The sequence below is a fragment of the Bradyrhizobium arachidis genome (assembly GCF_024758505.1).
Lineage (GTDB): Bacteria > Pseudomonadota > Alphaproteobacteria > Rhizobiales > Xanthobacteraceae > Bradyrhizobium > Bradyrhizobium manausense_C.
The window spans coordinates 5,680,884-5,701,754 of sequence record NZ_CP077970.1 but is presented as its reverse complement, the minus strand read 5'-3'; the positions used below and the strand labels follow the sequence as shown (position 1 = coordinate 5,701,754).

Genomic DNA, 20,871 nt, shown 5'->3' with positions numbered 1-20,871 from the left:
CCAGAGATCCACTGCTCATTTCCACGCGTCGAGAAACTTCGTGACCAGCGGGGACCAGATGGGGACTGCGTCCGGCGAGCCGATGAAGAAATGCCCTTCATTGCCGAACGGCGGCATCAGATGGTATTCGGCCTTACCGCCGCTGGCGGTGAAGGCCGCATGCATGCGCTGGGAGAGGGCAGGGCCGAAGAAGGTGTCGTTGCCGATGTAGATCCAGAGCATCGGCACGCGCGAGGTTCGGCCGAAGTCCGCGGTTGCCTCGACCAGCTTGTCTGGTGCGCAGTTGTTGTTTGGTTTGCCTCCGACGCGGCCGCCGCGGCCGGCAGCGAAGATGATAATCGCCTTGACTGGCGGCGGATTGAGGCTGGATAGCGCGATCGCCGCCCAGCCGCCCGCCGATTGCCCGACGACGATGACGTCGTTCGGGACGATTCGCTTCTCGGCGGCCAGAAAGTCGATGACCCAAAGATCGACCTGCGCCACGGCGCGGCCCGCGTCGTGGAAATTGGGGTTGGTGCACTTGCCGACCTTGGAAAAGAACGGGCCGTAGAGGCCGCGCTCGGGAATGTCGAGCGCGCTTGCGCCATAGCCTGTACCGAGTGGCGCCACCACGAAATATCCGCGACTGGCGAACCATTTGGCGGCGTCGCGAAATTCCACCAGCGGAAAGAAGCTGCGGTCGGTCGGATTGAGCGCGACGCCGTGGTTCATGATGACAAGCGGAAACGGACCGTCGCCCACGGGCCGTACCACGTAGCCGAACATCGGCAACGGCAGCGCCAGCGCCCAGATCTCCTCCTGGATACGGGTGGTATCGGCCTTGTCCTCGGCGCGTGCCGGCACGGCGATCAGGACGAGAAACGCGGTCAGCAAGCGGAGAATGTGAGCAAACCGCATCGGCACCTCCCTCAGCCGGTATACGTGGCGGCCACGATGATCGGGCCGAGCACGGTCAGAATCACGTTGCCGACGGCATAGGGCACGGCAACGCCGAGCACCGGGGTCTGGCTTTCGGCGACCTCGCAGGCGCCGGTCACGGCGGCATCGACGGTCATGGCGCCGGCCAGCGCGCCGCAAGTCACGACCGGGTTCATGCGCAGCACGTAATAGGCAAACAGCGTCGCGACGATCAGCGGCACGATGGTGATGACGAGACCCATGCCGACCAGCAACAGGCCGTGGGCCTGGATCGCGGCCCAGGCGGCGGCACCGTTGCCAAGCCCGATGGCCGCGATGAAGCCGCCGAGACCGAGATCGCTCAGCGTTTGCTGCGCGGCGGGCGGCAGCGCGCCTATGGTCGGCCGGCGCGAGCGCAGCCAGCCGCAGACGAGACCCGCGATCAGCGCGCCGCCGCCGCCGCCGAGCGTCAACGCGACGCCGCCGACCTTGACGCTGACGAGACCGGCGAGCAGGCCAACGGCAATACCGGCGGCGAGGAAGGCGATATCGGCACGGTCGCCGGCGCGCAGGATCTGGCCGACATTCGCGGCGGCCCGCTCAATGTGGCGGGTGCTGCCGACCAGGGTCATGACGTCGCCGATATAGACCCGCGTGTCCGCACTCAATGGCACCTCCCGGCCCATCCGCGTCAGCGCCCGCAGGAAGACGCCGCGCGCATTGTCGCCGACGCGTTCGGCAACATCCTTGATGGAGCGGCCGTGGAGGTTGCGGTTGTCGACCAGCACCTCGATGACGTTGCCCGGGATGGCTTTGAGGATCTCGTCGGCGTCGATCTCGGTGCCGATGACCGGCTTGGCAGCGACGATGGCCGCGGTGCGCCCGGCGATCACGATGGTGTCGCCGGCCTTCAGCACGGTGTCCAGATGCGGTTCGACGTCGATCCCCTGGCGCACGATGCGTTCGACGATCGTGCGGCTGCCGATCTCCTCTTCGATCGACTTGACATTACGTCCGGCGGCCGCCGACACGAGATAGGCGCGCGCCTGGAATTTTCGGTAGGCGAGGTTTTCGGTCTGCGGCGCTTCGCCACCGGAGAGCTCCGCTTCCAGCTTCTTTGCTTCGGCCTTGAGATCGATCCGCATCAATTTTGGCGCGACGAACGGCACGAACAGAAGCGTCAGGATATAGCCGAGCACATAGGTGACGGCGTAGCCGGCCGCGATGTTGGCTTCCTGCTGCTTCAACACGTCGTTCGGCAGGTTGAGCTGCGCCAGCGCGCCTGATGCCGTGCCAATCACGGAGGACTGCGTCAGGGCTCCCGCTGCGATGCCGGACGCCGTGCCGGGATCGAGCTTGAAGCTGAAGGCGAACGCCAGCACGATGAGGAGCCCTGTGCCGCCCATCACGAGCGCCATCGCGACCTGGGCGAGCGTGCGAATGCTCAGCGAGGCAAAGAACTCCGGTCCCGACCGGTAGCCGATCGTGAACACGAACAGGCTGAACAGGATCGCTCTGAGGATTGGTGGGAACGTGAAGCCTCCGAACTGCCCGATCAGCACGGAGACAATCAGGATGCACGCCGTGACCCCGATCGCAAAGCCGTGAATCTTGATCCGGCCCAGGATCGTGCCGATAGCGACCGCCAGCAGCAGGAAGATTTCCGGAGCCGTTGAGATGATCCACCTGAGAGTGTCCATGGTCGTACTTCCCCCGGGCGCTTTGCGGCGATCTGATGTCGGAAATCCCGAGATTGCTTGATCCATGTCAAGCCTGACGGCGGTACAGTGTTGCCCATGGGATCATGCAGGACCTGCGACAGCCGACATCCCGGACATGAGTTCTCTCGACATCTCCGCCGGTTCGTCGATACGCCGCGATGAAACGGTTTTGATCGTTCTGCTGCTCGCCTTCGCCGGCGGCTACATCGACGCCTATACCTGGATCATCCATGGCGTGATGGCGAACGCGCAGACGGCCAACCTGATCTTTCTCTGGGTCTATGCGATGGCCGGCGACTGGGCGAGGGCGCTGCACTTCATACCGCCGATCCTTGCCTTCGCGGTCGGGATCGTGACCGCCGCATGGTTGCGCCGCGTTGCCGGAGAGCGAGCCAGCGCGATCAGCACGCTGGTCGAGATTCTGCTGCTGATCGGGGTCGGCATCCTGCACAATCGGCTCCCAGATCTCGCAGGCACCCTTGGCATTTCGTTCGTGGCCGCCATGCAGGCCTCTGTCTTCACCAAGGTCGAGGGTGCGGTTTGCAGCACGGTGATGATCACCGGTAATATGCGCCAGGCGATCGAGGCCGCCTTCACGTCTGCCACCGGAGACGCACCGGGAGGGGCGCTGCGCCGCGCGGGTATCCTTGTTGCTCTCTGCGCCGTCTTCGGCTTCGGCGCCGCCGTCGGCGCCTTCGCGACCAAGAACATTCCCGATCTGGCGCTGGGCATTCCTGTGATCGCGCTATTGGTCGTGCTGTTGCGCTGCGAAGCGGGACGAAGCGAGGTGCGGGCATGAACGGACAGGCCGAGCCGCGCGCAAACTGGATGCGGTTCTTCCCGCCGGCCAGCTGGCTTGCCGCCTATCGCGGCGAATGGCTGCCATCGGATGCGATTGCCGGCGTTACGCTCGCCGCCTACGCGATCCCGGTCTCGCTCGCCTATGCCGCGCTGGCCGGCCTGCCACCGCAGGTTGGAGTCTACGGCTATTTGCTGGGCGGCATCGGTTATGCCTTGCTCGGATCCTCGCGGCAGCTTGCGATCGGCCCGACCTCGGCAATCTCCCTGATGATCGCCAGCACGGTCGGCGCGCTCGCCGTCGGCGATGCGGTGCGCTACGCGCAGATCGCGAGCCTTGCGGCGTTCGCGGTCGCGGTGCTGTGCTTCATCGCCTGGCTGTTCAAGCTCAGCGTCCTCGTTCGCCTGGTCAGCGACAGCATTCTGGTCGGCTTCAAGGCCGGGGCAGGGCTCACGATCATCATGAGCCAGTTGCCGAGCTTGCTCGGCGTTCCCGGCGGCGGCCACAATTTTTTTGACCGCGTCATCAAGCTGGCTGGGCAACTCGGTGACATCAATCTCCTCATCCTGGCGATCGGCGCGGTCGCGCTGCTGCTCCTCCTGCTCGGTGAGCGGTTCTTGCCGGGAAAACCGGTCGGCATCACCATCGTGGCGCTGTCGATCGCGGTGGCAACGCTTCTCGGCCTTCCGGCCCTTGGCGTCCCCGTCACCGGAAAGATTCCGGAGGGGCTGCCGGCACTTCGGCTGCCGACCTTCGGTCTGCTGGAGTTCGATGATCTCTTTCCGCTCGCCGCCGGCGTCGTCCTGCTGGCCTATATCGAGGGTGTCTCGGCGGCGCGCAGCTTTGCCGCCAAGCATGGCTATGCCCTCGACGTGCGGCAGGAATTCCTGGGGCTCGGGGCCGCGAACCTCGCTGCGGCCTTCGGTCACGGCTATCCCGTTGCCGGTGGTTTGTCGCAATCGGCCGTCAATGACAGCGCCGGCGCGCGGTCGCCGCTGGCGCTGGTGATCTGCTCGGTGACGTTGGGACTGTGCCTTCTCTTCTTTACGGGACTCCTGACCAATCTGCCCAAGGCAGTGCTCGCGGCCATCGTCTTTGCGGCTGTCTACAGGCTGGTGGACATTCGCGCGCTCCTGCGGATGTGGCAGGTCAGCCGCATCGACTTCTATGCCGCGGCCATCGCGCTGGTATCCGTGCTACTGCTCGGCATTTTGCAGGGCGTTTTGCTGGCGTCGATCGCGTCGATCTTCCTGCTGCTCGCCCGCGCCTCGCAGCCGAACGTCGCATTCCTCGGCCGGCTGCCTGGCAGCGGCCGTTATTCCGACAGTGCCAGGCACGAAGGCGTGGAACCTCTCATCGGGGTCATCGCGTTCCGCCCCGAGGCTTCGCTGCTCTACATCAATGCAGAGACGATTCTCGAGACGGTATTGGTCGCGCTCCGGAGGTCGCCGGACATCCGTCTGGTGGCCTGCGACCTTTCGGCATCGCCCTATATCGATCTGGCGGGCGCGCGCATGCTGCGCGACCTCTATGACGAACTCGCCTCTCGCCGAGTGGCTTTCTGCATCGTGGGTGCCCATGCGCAATTGCGCGATCTGCTGCGGGCGGAGGGATTGGCCGAGAAGACGGACAGCGGCCAATGGCTGCGGTCGCTCGACAGCGTGCTCGGTGACAGCCGGGTCGGATAGTGCCCGAGGGATGGGCGTTCCTCCCGATCGATCAACGCTTATCGCTGTTGCACCGCAAAGTGCGGAGGCGCCGCGGGTCGCCTTACATCGTGCGCGACCGTTGACTTGGATCAATGGAGTGCACGTCGCGCCACTCACGATCTGCCATCACCTTTGCTTCAAACGACCAGTTGGGATCGGGAGAGAAACATGTCCAAGGACGCCAAGCCCGTACAGAAGCGTATCGACCAGTTCTTTTCGGGGCCTGGGGGGAGGGCGGACGACTGGCGCGATCTGGTCGAGGCCGCAAAGGTCTGGGCTCGCGGCGGCGATCGCGCGAAATACGATGCGGTGCTGGCCGACCTCTCGGTGACGGAAGAGTTTCACGGCTATCCGGGCCTGCAACTGATGGGCGCCCTGCGGGAGGCGGCCGCGACGGGCGATGCGGCAACGTCACTCGCTCTCGCGACGCGGCTGACGCAGGCGCTGACGACGCGGTCCTTCCGGCAGCATGCCGGCGACTGGAGTGCGAAGGACGAAGGCAACGGCGAGGCTCCCGATCTGGTGCCGCAGGTATTTGGGACGCACGCCGCGCGCCGTCCTTATTTCGAAACGCTGATCGTCACGGGTGTTCCGGCCGGCAGTTGGTCCGTGCTTGCCAATGAATGGCGCAAGTTGCGCCGTCCGGTCGATGCCTTCGTCTATGAGCCGGTCATCGTCGGCAGCCTCGAAGACGCCTTCTGCGCCACGCTCCTCAATCCGAACCTCGCAGCCGTCGTCGTCAACGAAGGTTTTGGGCTGCGCTCGCGCCACGACGCTCCGGTGCTTCGCGCGATGGCATCGTCGGCAGGGCTGAATGATGAGTCCGACGCCTCGGCGCTCCGGCTCGCCCACATCATCAAGCGGGTCCGTCCCGAGCTCGACATCTATCTCATGTCCAATCAAGACGTGGAGGCGATGGCCGGCAATCCTGAGGCCAATGTCGCTCGCCGCATCTTCTACTCCATCGAAGACCTGCTCGAATTGCATCTCTCGATCCTCGAGGGTGTGCAGGACCGCTATGACACGCCGTTCTTCGACAATCTCAAGAAGTACGCGCAGCGCCCGATCGGAACCTTTCACGCGCTACCGATTGCGCGCGGGAAATCCGTCTTCAAGTCGGATTGGATCCGCGACATGGGCGAATTCTACGGCCTCAACCTGTTCTTGGCCGAAAGCAGCGCGACCACCGGCGGTCTGGACAGCCTCTTGGAGCCGACTGGCAACATCAAGAAGGCGCAGGACAAGGCGGCCCGGGCGCTCGGCGCCGATCGCGTCTTCTTTGTCACCAACGGCACTTCGACCTCGAACAAGATGGCCGTGCAGGCGCTGCTTGCGCCGGGCGATATCGCGATCGTCGACCGCAACTGCCACAAGTCGCACCACTACGGAATGGTGCTCTCGGGCGCGCAGCCGCTCTATGTCGAAGCGTTCCCGATGACGGAATATTCGATGTACGGCGCGGTGCCGCTGAAGACGATCAAGCAGGCCCTGCTGAATGCCAAGGCCGACGGCCGGCTCGACCGCGTCAAGTTGCTCGACCTCACCAACTGCACCTTCGACGGCCACATCTACAACACCCGCAGGGTGATGGAGGAATGCCTTGCCATCAAGCCGGACCTGATCTTCCTGTGGGACGAGGCCTGGTTCGGCTTTGCGCGCTTCTCGCCGTTCTTGCGACGGCGCACCGGGATGGGGGCGGCCAACGAGATCGAAGCGTGGATGCATGATCCGAAATCGGTCGCGGCCTATGAGAAGCAGCAGGCCGAGCTCGGCAAGAACCCGTCGAACGAAGTTCTGCTCAAGACCAGGCTGATTCCCGATCCGCGTCAGATCCGCCTGCGCGTTTACCAGACCAACTCGACCCACAAGTCGATGTCAGCGATCCGCCAGGGCTCCATGCTCGCGGTCAAGGACGTCGAATTCCACACCGTCGAGCAGCAGTTCAAGGAGGCGGTGTTCACGCACGCCTCGACCAGCCCGAACCAGCAGCTCATCGCGAGCCTCGACGTCTCGCGGCGCCAAATGGAGCTCGAAGGGTACGGTCTCGTCGCCAACGCGATGGAGATCGCGCTCGCGATCCGTCAGGCGGTCAACAACAATCCGCTGATCTCGAAATATTTCCGCGTGCTCGGCGCCGACGCCATGGTGCCCAGCCAATATCGACAAAGCGGCTTTACCGACTACCTCGCAGCCGGCGTGAACTGGGCCAACATCCTGAAGAGCCTGGATGACGACGAGTTTTGCCTCGATCCGACTCGCATGACGCTGGTGTGCGGCACGGCCGGGTTCGACGGCACCCAGTTCAAGGGCATCTTGGCGAACGAGTACAATATCCAGATCAACAAGACGTCGCGCAACTCGGTGTTGCTCCAGTCGAACATCAACAACACGCGCAGCGATGTCGCGCATCTCGTCCGGGTGTTGGCCGAGATCGCCGGCGAGGTCGATCGGGGCCTGGCCCAGGGCGGCCCAAACGCAAAGAAGACATTCGAAGCACGGGTCAAGAGCCTGATGACCGACGTGCCTGACCTGCCGAACTTCTCGCATTTCCATCCGAGCTTCCGCGGCGACGCCGGCACCAAGACCAACGAAGGCGACATCCGCAGCGGCTTCTTTGCTGCGTATGATGCGGCGGGATGTGAGTTCATCCCGCTCAGGGATCCCGAGATCGATCGTCGCCTGAAAGCCGGGCCAGAGCTCGTCTCCGCCAATTTTGTGATCCCGTATCCGCCGGGCTTCCCGATCATGGTGCCGGGTCAGGTCATCACACAGGAAACCATCGACTTCATGCGCAAGCTCGATGTGAAGGAGATCCATGGCTACGACGCCAAGGAGGGGTTGAAGCTCGTGAGGGTGGAAGCGTTAGGGAAGATCGGGCGGCCCAAGCCGGGTGCGGCGCCGAAGCTCAAGAGCGCGTAATAAGGGGGATACCGCAATGCAAGGCTTTTTCACGTTCCTGCAGCAGAATCCGTATCTGCTGCTGTTCCTCGTCGTCGGTCTCGCGGTCTGGATCGGGCGGGCCAGCATCAAGGGCTATGGCCTCGGCATGGTCGCCGGCGCCATCGTGGTCGGCGCAGGCGTCTCGGTCTGGGCGTCGAGCTATGGCGTCAAACTTGAGCTCAACAACTTTGCCAAGAGCCTGTTCTACTACCTCTTCATGTACGGCGTGGGGCTCCGGGTCGGTCCGTCCTTCGTTAACAGCTTGAGAGGCGACGGAATCAAGTTCATCTTCCTCGCGGTGGTGTCGTGCGTCGTCGGCCTCGCCCTCGTCGTCGTCGGTGCAAAACTGTTCGCGCTGCCGCCCGGCGCGGCCGGCGGCATGCTGGCGGGCTCGCAGACCATGTCGGCTGCAATCGGTTCGGCAGAGCAGGCAATTACGGATGGCGTGGTCAAGCTGCCTGCGGGCATGAAGCCCGAGGAAGCGACCGCCATGATCGCACTGTCCTACGGCATCACCTATATCTGGGGTACCGTCGGCATCATCCTGATCTGCAAATATCTGCCGCGCTGGTGGGGCATCGACGCCCAGGCGGCGGCGAAGAAGTATGAGGAGGATTTCGGTGTCAAGGATCTCGAAGGCGGCGCTCTCACCGGCTATCGCCAGTTCGGTCTGCGCGCTTACCGGTTGGAGAATTCCGCCCAGGTCGGCAAGAGCATCGCGGGCTTCCGCAAGGACAACCCGGAATATCGTGTAGCCAACGTCTTGCGCAGCGGCGAGTCATTGGGGGCCGATCCCGGTCTCGTGCTCCAGAAGGGCGACATCATCGCGCTGGGCGGCTCGACCGAGCATCTCACCGACAAGATGGGTCTGATCGGTCCCGAAGTGGCCGACGCCAAGGCGCTTGGCGTCACTCTGGACCAGGCGGATATTATCGTCACCAACAAGGAGATGGTGGGCCGCACATTCGAATCGTTCCGGGGTGAGGCAATTGCCGCAGTTGCAGATCGGCAAGGTCGAGCGTGGTGGCGTGCCGATTCCTGCCGGTCTGAAGACCGAACTGGAGCGGTTCGACATCATTTCGGTCGTCGGCTTGAAACCGGCCGTCAATGAACTCGGTCAGATGTGGGGCCGCATCGCGCGCTACAACACGTCGACCGACCTGTTGACGCTGTCGGTCGGTATGATCATTGGATTCCTGATCGGTTGGATCCAATTCCCCGCCTTCGGTGCGAAGGTTGGTCTCGGCAATGCCGGCGGCCTGTTGCTGTCGGGTGTGCTCGTCTCATCGATCGTGTCGCGGCTGCGCTTCTTCGGCAGCACACCGAACGCGGCGCGGAACGTGCTGGAAGATCTCGGTCTCGTTGTCTTTGTCGCCATCGTCGGCGTCAATGCGGGCGCCGGGCTGGTGTCGCAGCTCAGTGGTGCGATCGCGCTGAAGATCTTCCTTATCGGCTTCGTCGCCTGCACCATCCCACCGTTCATCGTCTGGGCGATCGGCTTCCACTTCTTCAAGATCAACCCGGCGGTGCTGATGGGCGGCGTTGCCGGCGCGCGGTCGCATTCCGGTCCCTGCCGTGAGGCAGCGGTCGAAATCAAGAGCACTGTGCCCTGGATCGGTTTCCCAGTAGCCTATGCGGTGTCGGGCGTCCTGCTCACGGTGTTTGGTTACTTCGCAATGCTTCTGGCCCAGTAGCGCGGCGCCATATCAAAGGGGAACGAAAGTTATGAGAAAGTTTGCTGTCAGTGCCGCCCTGGTTGCGTTGATCGCGGGTGGGATCGGTTTCAGCACGCCCTCGCGTGCTGAAACCGGCGACGTCGCCGTCGTCTTCACCAAGGGCGGATTCATCGTTGGCGTCGGCGGCGGGGAGGGCGTCCTGCTGTTCCGGGGCAAAAAATATCCGTTCACCGTTTCCGGGATGAGTGTCGGCTTCACCGTTGGCGCGTCGACCACAAAGCTGGTCGGCCGCGCGCTCAACCTGAAGAGCCCGGCGTCGATCGAAGGCTCTTACGCGGCGGGCGGCGCCGGCGGCGCCGTGGCTGCGGGCGCCGGTGCCGTTCAACTGCAAAACGCCAACGGCGTGATCCTGCAGCTCTCCGGGCCGAAGGTCGGCGCGGAAGTTTCGGCCGCGGTCGGCGGCGTCACGATTCGGCTGAAATAGGCTGAAGCAAAGCGGGCCGCATCATCGCGGCCCGCTTGCGTCTCAATATCGCTCTTCGACGAAGCTCCTCCCGCGCAGGCTCGCTTGATCGTTGTAGCGGCCTTTGTGCGATCGCTTCGGCAGCTTGATCTTCTTTCGCGCAATCTTCTTGTAGGGGATCGTGTTGAGGATGTGCGCGATGACGTTGAGCCGTGCTCGCCGCTTGTCGTCGGAGCGGATCAGGCGCCATGGCGCATGTTTTGTGTCGGTCGCCTCGAACATCATATCGCGCGCCCGTGAGTAATCGTACCAGCGCCCGAAAGACTCGGTGTCCATCGGGCTTAGCTTCCACTGCCGTAGCGGATCCTCGATACGTGCCTTGAAGCGGAGCTCCTGCTCCTCCATCCCGACCTCGAGCCACAGCTTGATCAGAATGATGCCCGCGTCTACGGCGAATTTCTCGACCAGCGGGCATAATTCGAGGAAGCGCTTGTGCTCGGCGGGGGAGCAGAAGCCCATGACATATTCAACGCCCGCGCGGTTGTACCAGCTGCGGTCGAAGATCACGATTTCGCCGCCGGCCGGGTATTGCTCGATATAGCGCTGCAGGAATAGCTGCGATTTTTGTCGGTCGGATGGCGCGGGCAGGGCGCAGACACGAAACACCCGCGGGCTCACCTTCTCGGTCAATGCCTTGATGGTGCCGCCCTTGCCAGCGGCGTCGCGGCCCTCAAAAATGACAATCACCTTCAGCTTTTCGGATCTGACCCATTCCTGGAGGTGGCAAAGCTCGACCTGGAGCTTCTCCAGCTCCTTCTCGTAATCCTTGCGCTTCATGCGCTCGGCGGGCTCGTCGTTGGCCATGCTCACCTCTTTGCTGCGTTAAGCTCAACTCCGCCCGAACGGCCGTCAGTCGCCCCAGGAGATCGTGACGCCGACGTCGCCGGGGACGCCGCCTGGGAAATCGATGATCTGGTAGGCGATCCGATAGCCACGCGGTTTCAGATGGTCGGTCCAGAGCTGGAAGATTTCCTTGGGGATGCCGGTCAGGGTGTTTTCCCAGCCCTTTTCCATCTGGTTGATGGCGCGGCCCTTGTCGGTGCAGAGCGTGTTCGGAAAGCGGTACACTTGGACTTCGGTCAGGCCGTTTCGCACCGCACGCGCGATGATGGTGGAGGCGAGCTTGATCTTCTCCTCCTCGGTCTTGCCCGAAGGCTTGGTGAGCCGCTCGATCAGGGCATCCTTCTCGGCTTCGGCCGCTGCAGCGACGCGGGCATATTCCTCGGCCTTTTGGGCCTCCTTGAGCGCAGCTTCTTTGCGGATCTGCGCGGCGTTGGGAATGAGATCATCGAGGCCGGCCATGGCTGTTGCTCCCAAATGGCTGTTTGCAGTTCGGCGTTCCCGGCAACGCTAGGTCCGGCCGGCGGCAATCCCTTGATTCAAATCAAGCCACGGGCAACCGGCGTGGGCACCGTGCCGCAGGAGCGCCGTGCACGGCGGGCCCTGCGTAGGAGAGATCATTGAGCGAGCAGCTTCATCCGATGGCGCCGCACCATCTGCCGTTCTATCTCGCGCCTGGAAGCGGCACCGACACGCTGATGGTGGTGATGGGCATTTTCCTCATTGGCACCATATTTTGGGTTGGCACGCTTTACTGGAAGCTGCACAGCCTGCCTGAGCGGATGGCGCACAAGTCGCAGAAGCTGCAATTCGAGTTCGTCGCCGTGCTCGGCCTGATCTCGCTCTTTACCCACATGCACATTTTCTGGGTGGCGGGCCTGTTGCTCGCGCTGATTGATCTACCCGATTTCGGCACGCCGATGCGCAGCATTGCCGATTCCGTCGAGCGGATCGCCGATGCAACGACGCCGGAACAGGAGGGTGCTGCGCCGCAAGCCAGCCCGCCGTCGGCAGACAAGCCGGACACCGTCAAGGAGAAGGAGCACAGCCATGTTTGAGCTCATGTTCTGCTCCCTCCTGACCATCGTGCCCGACTACCTCTACCGCCGCTATGTTCAGGGCAAGCGCTTCGGCAAGGAGATCACGTTCTTCTCGGTCTGGTATGAGCTCAGATGGGGCATCACGGGCTGTCTGATGCTGACCGTGTCCCTGATCACGATGATCTTCTATTTCCATCCTTCGACCGACTCGGCGACGCTCTATTTCCGCACCGTGCCGGTCATGCCCGTAGGTGTCGCCGGCCGGGTCGCCGAGGTGAATGTCGGTTTCAGCGCGGCGGTGAAAAAGGGTGACGTTCTGTTCAGGCTCGACAGCGCAAAGCAGGAAGCTGCGGTCGAAACCGCCAAGCGGAAGGTTGCCGAGATTGAAGCATCGATGTCGTCAGCGCAGGCAGACGTGGTCAAGGCCGAAGCGCAGATCGGTGAAGCCCAAGCGAATCTTCAGCAGGCCCAGGACGAACTGGACGTCAAGAGTGAATTGCAACGCCGCAATCCCGGCATCGTGCCGCAACGGGACATCGAGAAGCTGCAGGTGCTGGTCGACCAGCGGAAGGCAGGTGTCGACGCTGCGACCGCCGTCAAACAATCCGCAGCTTTGCGCGTTTCCACACTTTTGCCGGCGGAGAAGGCCAGCGCCGAGGCTGCACTGGCGGAGGCGCAGGTGGTTTTGGACCAGACGATCATTCGTGCCGGCGTCGACGGCCGCGTCGAGCAGTTCCTTCTTCGCGTCGGCGATGTCGTCAATCAACTGTTGCGGCCGGCAGGCGTGCTCATTCCCGACGGCGCCGGCAGAGCAGGCCTCCAGGCCGGCTTTGGCCAGATCGAGGCGGGCGTGATGAAGGAAGGCATGGTGGCCGAAGCGACCTGCATATCAAGGCCGTGGGTTATCATTCCGATGGTGGTCACGACGGTGCAGGACTACATTGCCGCGGGACAGTTCCAGGGCGGACAGCAACTCCTCGAAGCGCAGACGACCGTGAAGCCCGGCACGATCCTCGCGTTTCTGGAACCGCTCCACAAGGGCGGGCTCGAAGGCGTGACGCCAGGCAGCAGCTGCATCGTCAACGCCTACACCAGCAATCATGAGGAAATTTCCAAAACGGATACCCCGACAAGCCGCAAGATCGCGCTGCACGTCGTCGACGGTGTCGGCCTCGTGCACGCCATGCTCCTGCGGATCCAGGCGCTGTTATTGCCGATCAAGACCCTGGTTCTGAGCGGCCATTGAATTGACAGGAGCGACCGCATGGCCGCCGCGGTGTTGTCGGCGGCCAGGAACAATCCAGGGTTTGATTCATATCAAACACGCCGGCGCCCGATCCTCCTGAATGGCGCTTCATCCCAGGAGGATTGACATGAAACGAGCAAACTTCCTTTGCGCGACATGGGGCGCGACCGCGGCGGTTCTGCTGCTTGTGGCCTCTCCGGCGCGCGCCGACGATCCGGCAAAAATCCTCAAATCGATGACGGATTATCTCGGCAGCCAGAAGACGCTGTCGGCCTCCTTCGAGAGCGACATCGAGATCATCACGCCCGAGTTGCAGAAGATCCAGTTCACGAGCTCCGGTCAGATGAAGTTGAGCCGGCCGGACAAGCTGCGGGTACGCCGGACCGGTGGCTATACCGACATTGATCTGGTTTACGACGGCAAGACGATCTCGCTTTACGGCAACGACGCCAAAACCTATGTGCAGGCGGACGCGCCGGGCACGGTCGATCAGATGATCGCCGCGATGCAGGCGCGCTCGGGCCTCGGCATGCCCGGCACCGATCTCATCCTGTCCAACGCGTATGACGAGCTGATGGCGACGACGACAGAAAGCAAGCATGTCGGGCAGGGCGTGATCGACGGCGTCGAATGCGAACATCTCGCGTTCCGCACGCCGGAGACCGATTGGCAGATCTGGATCGAGCCAGGCGAAAAGCCGGTGCCCCGCAAATACGTCATCACCAGCAAGACGATGACCGGCGCGCCGCAATACACGCTGCGGATCAGGGACTGGAAGACCGACGCCTTCGCAGACGCGGACACTTTCGTGTTCAAGGCGCCGGCCGGCGCCAGCAAGATCGACCTGGAGTCCGCTGCCATCGCGGATTTCGACGAACTTCCCCCGGGGACGCCGCAAGGAGCCAAGCAATGACTCGAGCAAAGATCTCGTCGCGAAAAATGTTCATCGGGGCGGCGGCAGTATTCGCCTTTGCCGCCGGTCTGTCCTGGAATGAGACGAGCCGCGTAGCCGACGGCGCCTTCTTCTCGGAAGCGCAGGCGCGGGTCGGGCGGCCCCTCACGCCCATGAGTTATGCGGGCGTCGCGCGGCGGACGACGCGGCGGGCGGTCGCGGTCGGCGCCGCAGCGGGCGCTGCGGGGGCTTACTATGGGTCGTCCTGCGTGCAGGTCGTCGATGCCTATGGTCGGGTCGTGACGCGCTGCTGAGACGGAACCCCTGCGAGACGCTTGGCTATCGCGCGATTCCCGCTAGAGTTGCGGTCAGGAGCAGCCCATCGAAGCTGCGGGAGAGAGGATGAGCGGGCGCATCGCCGTTGCTGCGGTCAAGCCGGGCTGGCCGATGATGGTCGCGCGGTTGTGGCTTTGTTTGTGCCTCGGGATCGCCGTTAGGTCCGGATCGGCGATTGCCGCCGATCGGACCGAACCGAAGCGGATAGTCGTGCTGCATTCGTTCGGCCGGGATTTTCGTCCCTGGAGCGAATATGCGCGCAGCGTCAAGGCCGAGCTCGAGCAACAGGCGCCGTGGCCTCTCGACATCCAGGAGCACACGCTGCTCAGCGCGCGGTTCAACAATCCGGGGCCGGAGCAACCCTTCGTCGATTATCTGCGCTCCCTTTACGAAGGCTGTCCGCCCGACATCGTCATCAGCGTGGGGGCTCCGGCGGCCCGGTTCGGCCAGAAGTATCGCACGCAGCTCTTTCCTGAGACGCCGATGGTCCTGACAGCGGTCGAGCAGCGTCTGGTGAACCGCGCCGAGCTGACGGATAGGGACGCGGTCATCTCGGTGCATAACGACTTTGCCGCGTCATTCAGCAGCATCCTTCAGGTCCTTCCCGACACGCGGACGATTGCCGTTGTGCTGGGCGTGTCTCCTCTGGAAAAGTTTTGGCTGGATGAGATCAAGAGAGAAGCGAAGCTGTTCGAGCACCGGGTCTTGTTCGAATGGTATTCGGGGCTTTCGTTCCAGGAGATCCTCACGCGCGCATCGGCCCTTCCGCAGCATACGGTTCTGTTCTGGGGATTGATGTCGGTCGACGGCGCAGGCGTTACGCATGAAGGCGATGCCGCGTTGCGAAGATTGCGCGCGATCGCGAACGCGCCGATCTTTTCCTATCAGGACGCCTTCTTCGGCGGACAGACCGTCGGCGGCCCCATGCATTCGACTGCTGAATCCGGCCGAAGGACGGCAGACGCGGTGCTCCGCATTCTCGCGGGTGAAAAGCCCCGCAGCGTCAGTGTCGAATCGATTCAGTTTGCAGTGCCACGATATGACTGGCGCGAAATGCAGCGTTGGGGGATCAATGAGAGGAATTTGCCACAGGGCAGCGAGGTCCTCTATCGCGAGCCGAACATATGGGAGACCTACCGCTGGCAGATGGTGCTCATCGCCGCGGTGATCCTGATGCAGGCGGGCCTGATCAGCGGATTGCTCCATCAACATCGTCGGCGCCGCCTCGCCGAAGTAGAGTCGCGCCAGCGACTTGCCGAGCTCGCGCATGTCAATCGTTATGCCGCGGTCGGCGAGCTGACGACCTCGATCGCACACGAATTGAACCAGCCGCTCGGCTCCATTCTCACCAATGCCGAGACGGCGGAGCTCATGCTGAAAGGTGCTTCGCCCGATCTCGACGAGATCAGGGAAATCCTCGCGGACATCAGGCGCGACGACCAGCGCGCCAGCGAAGTGATCCGAAGGTTGCGCAGCATCTTGCGAAAGACGCCGTTCGAGACTGCCGAGATCGACCTGAACGAGACGGTAGGCGAGGCGATCGGATTTCTCAGGGCCGTTGCCGACCGGCGCAAGATCGCCCTGAGATACGTGCCGGCCGGAAACGCGTTGGACGTCAAGGGCGACACCGTCCAGCTTCAGCAGGTCATTCTCAATCTGATCATCAACGCGATCGAAGCCCTTGCGGAGACGGAGGCGAGGGCGCGCGAGGTTGTCGTGACGACGGTGCGGGCCGGCGCGTTCGCTGAGATCCGGATCGAGGACAGCGGCCCCGGCATTGCGAACAGCAATCTCAAGGACGTCTTCAATCCGTTCTTCACCACCAAGCCGCAAGGCATGGGCATGGGCCTGACGATTTGCCGGACCATCGTCGAGGCGCATCGTGGACAGATCATTGCCGAGAACAAGCCGACCGGCGGTGCGCTGTTCACGATCAGGCTGCCGATCGCGGAATAGTCCTCTTGCATCGCAGCAGGACGCGCCCCGGTGATGGCGACCCGCTCCGCTTCCTTTGATCTTTGTCAAAGAACGCGCCGTCCCCGGCCCGATGCTCGCTGCCGAAATGCCAATGGAGGGTGTGATGTTTCGCTGCGGCAAAACCCTGATCGCGCTTGCGCTGGTGATGACGATCCCCGTCGCTGCGACGGCGCAGACCCCGGCTGCGCCAGCGACGCCGGCGCCGGCCGCAACTCAGGCGCCGCCCGCTGCGGAGTTGCTCAAGCCGGAGCAACTCGAGGCGCTGGTTGCGCCGATCGCGCTCTATCCCGACGAACTGCTGGCCAACGTGCTGGCGGCCTCGACCTATCCTCTCGAAGTCGTGCAGGCCGATCGCTGGCTGAAAGAGAAGAAGCTGAAGGGCGATGCGCTCAGGACCGAGGTCGAGAAGCAGTCTTGGGACGACAGCATCAAGGCACTGGCGAGCACCGCCGAGGTTTTGACCATGATGAGCGACAAGCTCGACTGGACCAAGAATCTCGGAGACGCCTTTCTTGCGCAGCAGCCTGACGTCATGGATGCAATTCAGCGCCTGCGCACCAAGGCCTATGACAACAAGAAGCTGGTAACGACCAAGCAGCAGAAGGTCACGGTCCAGACCCAGGAGAACAGACAGGTGGTCATGATCGAGCCGGCAGAGGCGGGGCAGATGTACGTGCCCTATTACGAGCCGGCGACCGTCTACGGCGACTGGCCCTACGCCGAGTATCCGCCGTATTATTTCGGCTATCCGTCCTATATCGGCGCCGGAATGGTCGCGGCGGGCCTTGCCTTCGGCACTGCCTGGGCCATCGGCCGCTGGGGCAACTACTGGGGCGGCGGCTGCAACTGGGGCAACCGCAACGTCTACGTCAATCACCGCACCACCAACATCGGAAACGGCTGGCAGCACAATCCGGCGCATCGCGGGGGCGTACGCTACAACAACGTCAATGTTCAGAACCGCTTCGGCAACACCAACATCAAGGCCGGCGCTGCCGACCGCATGGATTTTCGCGGCCGTGACGGGAATCAGGTGCTGCGTCCCGATCAGGGTGCAGGAGACCGGGCGGGCGACCGTGCTGGAGATCGTGCGGGTGATCGAGCCGGAGATCGCGCGGGAGATCGTGCAGGAGATCGTGGCGGCGACCGCGGCGGCGATCGTGCAGGTGCAGGTGATCGTGCCAAAGGTGGCGGCGATCGCGCGGGAGCCGGTGACCGTGCCAAGGGCGGCGGTGATCGCGCCAAGGGCGGCGGGGATCGTGCAGGCGCCAAGGGCGGTGGCGGCGCGAAGGCCGCTAACCGTGGCGGCGCTGGCGCGGGCAATCGCGCCGCGGCAGGGGGCGGCAATCGCGGTGGCGCCATGAACGTGTCGTCCGGCCGGTCGGCGGCCGCGGCTTCTGCGCGCGGACGCTCGAGCATGGCGAGCATGCCCCGCGGCGGCGGTGGAGGAGCGGCCTTTGCCGGTCGTGGCGGTGGAGGCGGCATGTCGATGGGTGGCGGCGGCCGTGGTGGCGGCGGCTTTGGTGGCGGAGGTGGTCGCGGTGGCGGCGGCGGTGGCCGGCGTTCGGACATCGCGCTGAAGCACGACATCACGCTGCTCGGTCATCTCGGTAACGGCCTCGGCTACTACCGCTTCAGCTATATCGGGAGCGACAAGGCCTATGTCGGCGTGATGGCTCAGGAAGTCGAGACCGTGAAGCCGGAAGCCGTGACCCGCGGCAGCGACGGGTATCTGCGCGTCTCTTACGAGAAGCTCGGTCTGAAATTCCGCACGTATGGCGACTGGCTCGCAGGCGGTGCAAGGATTCCCGCGGAGGTGACGCCATGATCGCTCTGAGATCGCTTCAACGTGCAGCGTTGCCCGCTCTCGTGCCGAGTCTCCTGGCGCTGGCGCTGCTGTCATCGCCGTCGCTGGCGCAACAATCCTACAAATCGCCGGAGGATGCGGCTGCCGCGCTCGCCGCCGCCGTGAAAAGCGGCCCGAGCGACATATTGAAGGTGCTGGGCAGGGCCGCCGACGACATCGTCTCGTCCGGCGACGAGGTCGCGGATGCCGACATCCGTCAACGCTTCACCTCCCTGTATGACCAGAAGCATTCGATCAAGGCGGAAGGCAACAAGAAGGCCACGCTGCTGCTCGGTCCGGATGATTTCCCGTTCCCGATTCCGTTGGAGAACTCCAAGGCCGGCTGGGAGTTCGACACCGCCGAAGGTCGCATCGAGGTGCTGCGCCGCCGCATCGGCCGCAACGAGATCGATGCAATCCAGACCTCTCTCGCCTTTGTCGATGCCCAGAACGAGTATGCAGACAAGGATCGTGGCGAGGGTGTCGGCGTCTATGCGCAGCGTATTGTCTCGACGCCCGGCAAGAAGGACGGCCTGTTCTGGCGCGACGACGCCGACCCGAGCCCGCTCGGCGCGTTGGCGGCTGAGGCGTCGCGCGAAGGCTACCGAGCCGGCGACATCGAGCCCGCGCCTTATCACGGCTATTACTTCCGCATCCTCAAAGGGCAGGGGCCGGATGCGGCGGGCGGCGCGCTCAACTACGTCGTCAAGGGCAAGATGATCGGCGGCTTTGCGCTGATCGCCTGGCCTGCCGAATACGGCAATTCCGGCGTGATGACCTTCCTCGTCAATCACAACGGCGTCGTCTACCAGAAGGATCTGGGACCGCGGACCGACTTCGTCGCCAAGCGCCTCATGCTGTTCGATCCCGACCAGACCTGGAAGAAGGCCGATGCAGCCAAACCGTGAGGCGAAGGGCGCCGTGCCGCGCGCGCTTGCCATCCTCCTGACGGTCGTCGCGCTGCTCGCCGCGGCCGCGCCAGCGCCGGGCTTTGCGCAAGCCTCCGGCCAAGTCCGGGTCAAGATCCTCAAGGCAGGCCTTCTGGTCGGCGGCGGCGCCGGCAGCGGCGTCCTCAGCTATCGCGGCCGCAACTATCCGTTCCGCGTCTCCGGCGTCAGCTTTGGCATCACCGCCGGCGCAACCATCGGCCGCCTCGACGGCTGGGCCTCAGGGCTCCGCGAGGTCGGCGATTTCGCCGGTACCTACAGCTCCGTCGGCGGCGGCTTTGCGCTGGTCGGCGGCGTCAACGGCGTCCATTTGCGCAACGAGAAGGGCGTCACCATCGTGCTGCAGGGACCGAAGGCCGGTATGGAAGTCGCCGCCAATCTCAGTGCGATCACGATTTCCATGAAGTGATTCCGTTTGTGATTCGGCTTGGCGCAGCGTGTGGTATAGCGCAGGTCGGATGATCACGCGGAATGCGCGATGGGCGTTCACGTTGGGTCATGGAAGGTGCATGTGACGCCGATCGAACCGTCCGGATCTTTCCGCAACGCGGCGTGCGAGACATAGACGGTACTGTAGGGATCTGCGAGGGTCTCGCGCATCTGCATCAAGAGTGCGTTGTCCGCGAGCGTCATCACGCGCCCTGGTACGTCCGATCCGTCGGCCGCCCGCGCCAGGCAATACCGGAAGTTCACAGGCTCATAGGCCGGAAGCGGAAATAGCTTGCCGCTGTCCGGGTCTGTCGGCCGCTCCATCACCCATTCCACCGATGATCCGAGCTGCCGGATGTCCCCGAGCGGCTGTCGTTTGGCAAGAAACGAACGGAACTCGCCGGTGCTCTGGTTCTTGATGAAGTACAGAACGTCTTCGCTGGCCAAAACCGCAAGACCAGCGAGGATCTTATCGCCAGCATCGATGGCGAGGTTGTCGATCATCGTGATCACTTGCTTTGGCGAATGCTTCGTGAGTTCCTCCTGCTCTGGAGGATTACGCCACCAGTCCCACCACGCAAAGTGCGCGGGCTTGCCATTGGGCCAGTGGCCGGTGCCGATTTGAGGAAGGGAAGTCTTCGGTAACATGCCATTGTGGCCGTCGAGGCCCACCCACAACAACGATTTCGGATCGTCCGAGTGTGTGAAATGCCCGGACGGCAGACTCACGTTCGGCGCAGTCCACCCGGCAGCCGCGAAAAAGAATCGCTTTGGCCAGGGTGTCGAAACGAGCGCCCCCGACCAGTTCAGCATCGATTGAAGCGGACTTCCGAGCGATGGGGGATGGATGTCACGAAAGGTCGGTCGCTTCGCGGAGAAGGGTGACGAAACGAGTGTTTTCCAGAACTCGAACAGGCTCGGCTCGGCATCGGCATCCGGTCTTCGCGGAATGCCGTAGGCATCGAGCTCGTCGCGTGACGCAGTCAGGAGATTGAACCCTTCGGGCACCTCCTTGTAGAGGCTATAGTGAGCATTCTCGGACATTTCGAGCTC

At 63.5% G+C, this 20,871-nt stretch carries 19 protein-coding genes; 14 read left to right on the top strand and 5 right to left on the bottom strand.

The genetic code is table 11. From position 1 onward, the window contains the following. Positions 1-15: 15 nt before the first annotated feature. Positions 16-897, bottom strand: coding sequence for an alpha/beta hydrolase family protein (locus tag KUF59_RS26460; RefSeq protein WP_212459034.1), 882 nt, complete (start codon positions 895-897; stop codon positions 16-18). Between the two features lie 11 nt (positions 898-908). Continuing rightward, a complete protein-coding gene (locus KUF59_RS26455; protein WP_212459033.1) occupies positions 909-2,597 on the bottom strand; it encodes an aspartate:alanine exchanger family transporter in 1,689 nt (562 codons plus the stop codon). Positions 2,598-2,733: 136 nt separating this feature from the next. On the opposite strand from KUF59_RS26455, the gene KUF59_RS26450 reads away from it, so the two are divergent. From KUF59_RS26450 to KUF59_RS26425, 6 genes are all read left to right on the top strand, one after another. Then, positions 2,734-3,417, top strand: coding sequence for a YoaK family protein (locus KUF59_RS26450; protein ID WP_212459032.1), 684 nt, complete (start codon positions 2,734-2,736; stop codon positions 3,415-3,417). Then, entirely contained in the window at positions 3,414-5,105 is a 1,692-nt protein-coding gene (locus KUF59_RS26445; RefSeq protein WP_212459031.1) for a SulP family inorganic anion transporter, read from the top strand. The genes KUF59_RS26450 and KUF59_RS26445 overlap by 4 nt, the downstream gene beginning before the upstream one ends. Positions 5,106-5,294: 189 nt before the next feature. Beyond that, on the top strand, positions 5,295-8,045 hold the full coding sequence (locus KUF59_RS26440; protein ID WP_212459030.1) for a decarboxylase: 2,751 nt from the start codon (positions 5,295-5,297) through the stop codon (positions 8,043-8,045). Positions 8,046-8,061: 16 nt separating this feature from the next. Then, positions 8,062-9,177 (top strand): aspartate-alanine antiporter-like transporter, encoded by a 1,116-nt coding sequence (locus tag KUF59_RS26435; RefSeq protein ID WP_258767228.1) that lies wholly within the window; start codon positions 8,062-8,064, stop codon positions 9,175-9,177. After that, a complete protein-coding gene (locus KUF59_RS26430; RefSeq protein WP_258767227.1) occupies positions 9,095-9,760 on the top strand; it encodes an aspartate-alanine antiporter-like transporter in 666 nt (221 codons plus the stop codon). The genes KUF59_RS26435 and KUF59_RS26430 overlap by 83 nt, the downstream gene beginning before the upstream one ends. A gap of 31 nt (positions 9,761-9,791) precedes the next feature. After that, a complete protein-coding gene (locus KUF59_RS26425) occupies positions 9,792-10,226 on the top strand; it encodes a hypothetical protein (RefSeq protein WP_212459028.1) in 435 nt (144 codons plus the stop codon). 42 nt (positions 10,227-10,268) lie between these two features. Here the strand turns inward: KUF59_RS26425 and ppk2 are convergent, their stop codons facing one another. Both ppk2 and KUF59_RS26415 read right to left on the bottom strand, forming a co-directional pair. Continuing rightward, positions 10,269-11,069, bottom strand: coding sequence for a polyphosphate kinase 2 (gene ppk2, locus KUF59_RS26420; protein WP_212459027.1), 801 nt, complete (start codon positions 11,067-11,069; stop codon positions 10,269-10,271). Positions 11,070-11,114: 45 nt separating this feature from the next. Continuing rightward, positions 11,115-11,567, bottom strand: coding sequence for a hypothetical protein (locus KUF59_RS26415; RefSeq protein ID WP_212459026.1), 453 nt, complete (start codon positions 11,565-11,567; stop codon positions 11,115-11,117). A 179-nt stretch (positions 11,568-11,746) separates the two neighbouring features. On the opposite strand from KUF59_RS26415, the gene KUF59_RS26410 reads away from it, so the two are divergent. The 8 genes from KUF59_RS26410 to KUF59_RS26375 all read left to right on the top strand — a co-directional run bounded on the left by KUF59_RS26410 (position 11,747) and on the right by KUF59_RS26375 (position 19,798). Beyond that, positions 11,747-12,163 carry a hypothetical protein gene (locus KUF59_RS26410; RefSeq protein ID WP_212459295.1) on the top strand — a complete coding sequence of 139 codons (417 nt, stop codon included), beginning with the start codon at positions 11,747-11,749 and terminating at the stop codon, positions 12,161-12,163. After that, positions 12,156-13,391 (top strand): HlyD family secretion protein, encoded by a 1,236-nt coding sequence (locus KUF59_RS26405; RefSeq protein ID WP_212459294.1) that lies wholly within the window; start codon positions 12,156-12,158, stop codon positions 13,389-13,391. Before KUF59_RS26410 ends, KUF59_RS26405 begins: the two co-directional genes overlap by 8 nt. A gap of 127 nt (positions 13,392-13,518) precedes the next feature. After that, the gene (locus KUF59_RS26400; RefSeq protein WP_212459025.1) at positions 13,519-14,304 is read left to right on the top strand and encodes a DUF2092 domain-containing protein; all 786 of its coding nucleotides are present in this window, start codon (positions 13,519-13,521) and stop codon (positions 14,302-14,304) included. Further along, a complete protein-coding gene (locus KUF59_RS26395; protein WP_212459024.1) occupies positions 14,301-14,597 on the top strand; it encodes a hypothetical protein in 297 nt (98 codons plus the stop codon). The genes KUF59_RS26400 and KUF59_RS26395 overlap by 4 nt, the downstream gene beginning before the upstream one ends. Before the next feature lie 88 nt (positions 14,598-14,685). After that, entirely contained in the window at positions 14,686-16,575 is a 1,890-nt protein-coding gene (locus KUF59_RS26390) for a sensor histidine kinase (protein WP_212459023.1), read from the top strand. 124 nt (positions 16,576-16,699) lie between these two features. Continuing rightward, a complete protein-coding gene (locus KUF59_RS26385) occupies positions 16,700-18,424 on the top strand; it encodes a DUF3300 domain-containing protein (RefSeq protein WP_212459022.1) in 1,725 nt (574 codons plus the stop codon). Then, positions 18,421-19,350, top strand: a complete 930-nt coding sequence (locus KUF59_RS26380) for a DUF2950 domain-containing protein (protein ID WP_212459021.1) — start codon at positions 18,421-18,423, stop codon at positions 19,348-19,350. Before KUF59_RS26385 ends, KUF59_RS26380 begins: the two co-directional genes overlap by 4 nt. Beyond that, the gene (locus KUF59_RS26375) at positions 19,334-19,798 is read left to right on the top strand and encodes a hypothetical protein (protein ID WP_212459020.1); all 465 of its coding nucleotides are present in this window, start codon (positions 19,334-19,336) and stop codon (positions 19,796-19,798) included. Before KUF59_RS26380 ends, KUF59_RS26375 begins: the two co-directional genes overlap by 17 nt. A gap of 77 nt (positions 19,799-19,875) precedes the next feature. On the opposite strand, the gene KUF59_RS26370 is transcribed toward KUF59_RS26375, so the two are convergent. Further along, positions 19,876-20,862 carry a G1 family glutamic endopeptidase gene (locus KUF59_RS26370; protein WP_212459019.1) on the bottom strand — a complete coding sequence of 329 codons (987 nt, stop codon included), beginning with the start codon at positions 20,860-20,862 and terminating at the stop codon, positions 19,876-19,878. Positions 20,863-20,871: the final 9 nt, after the last annotated feature.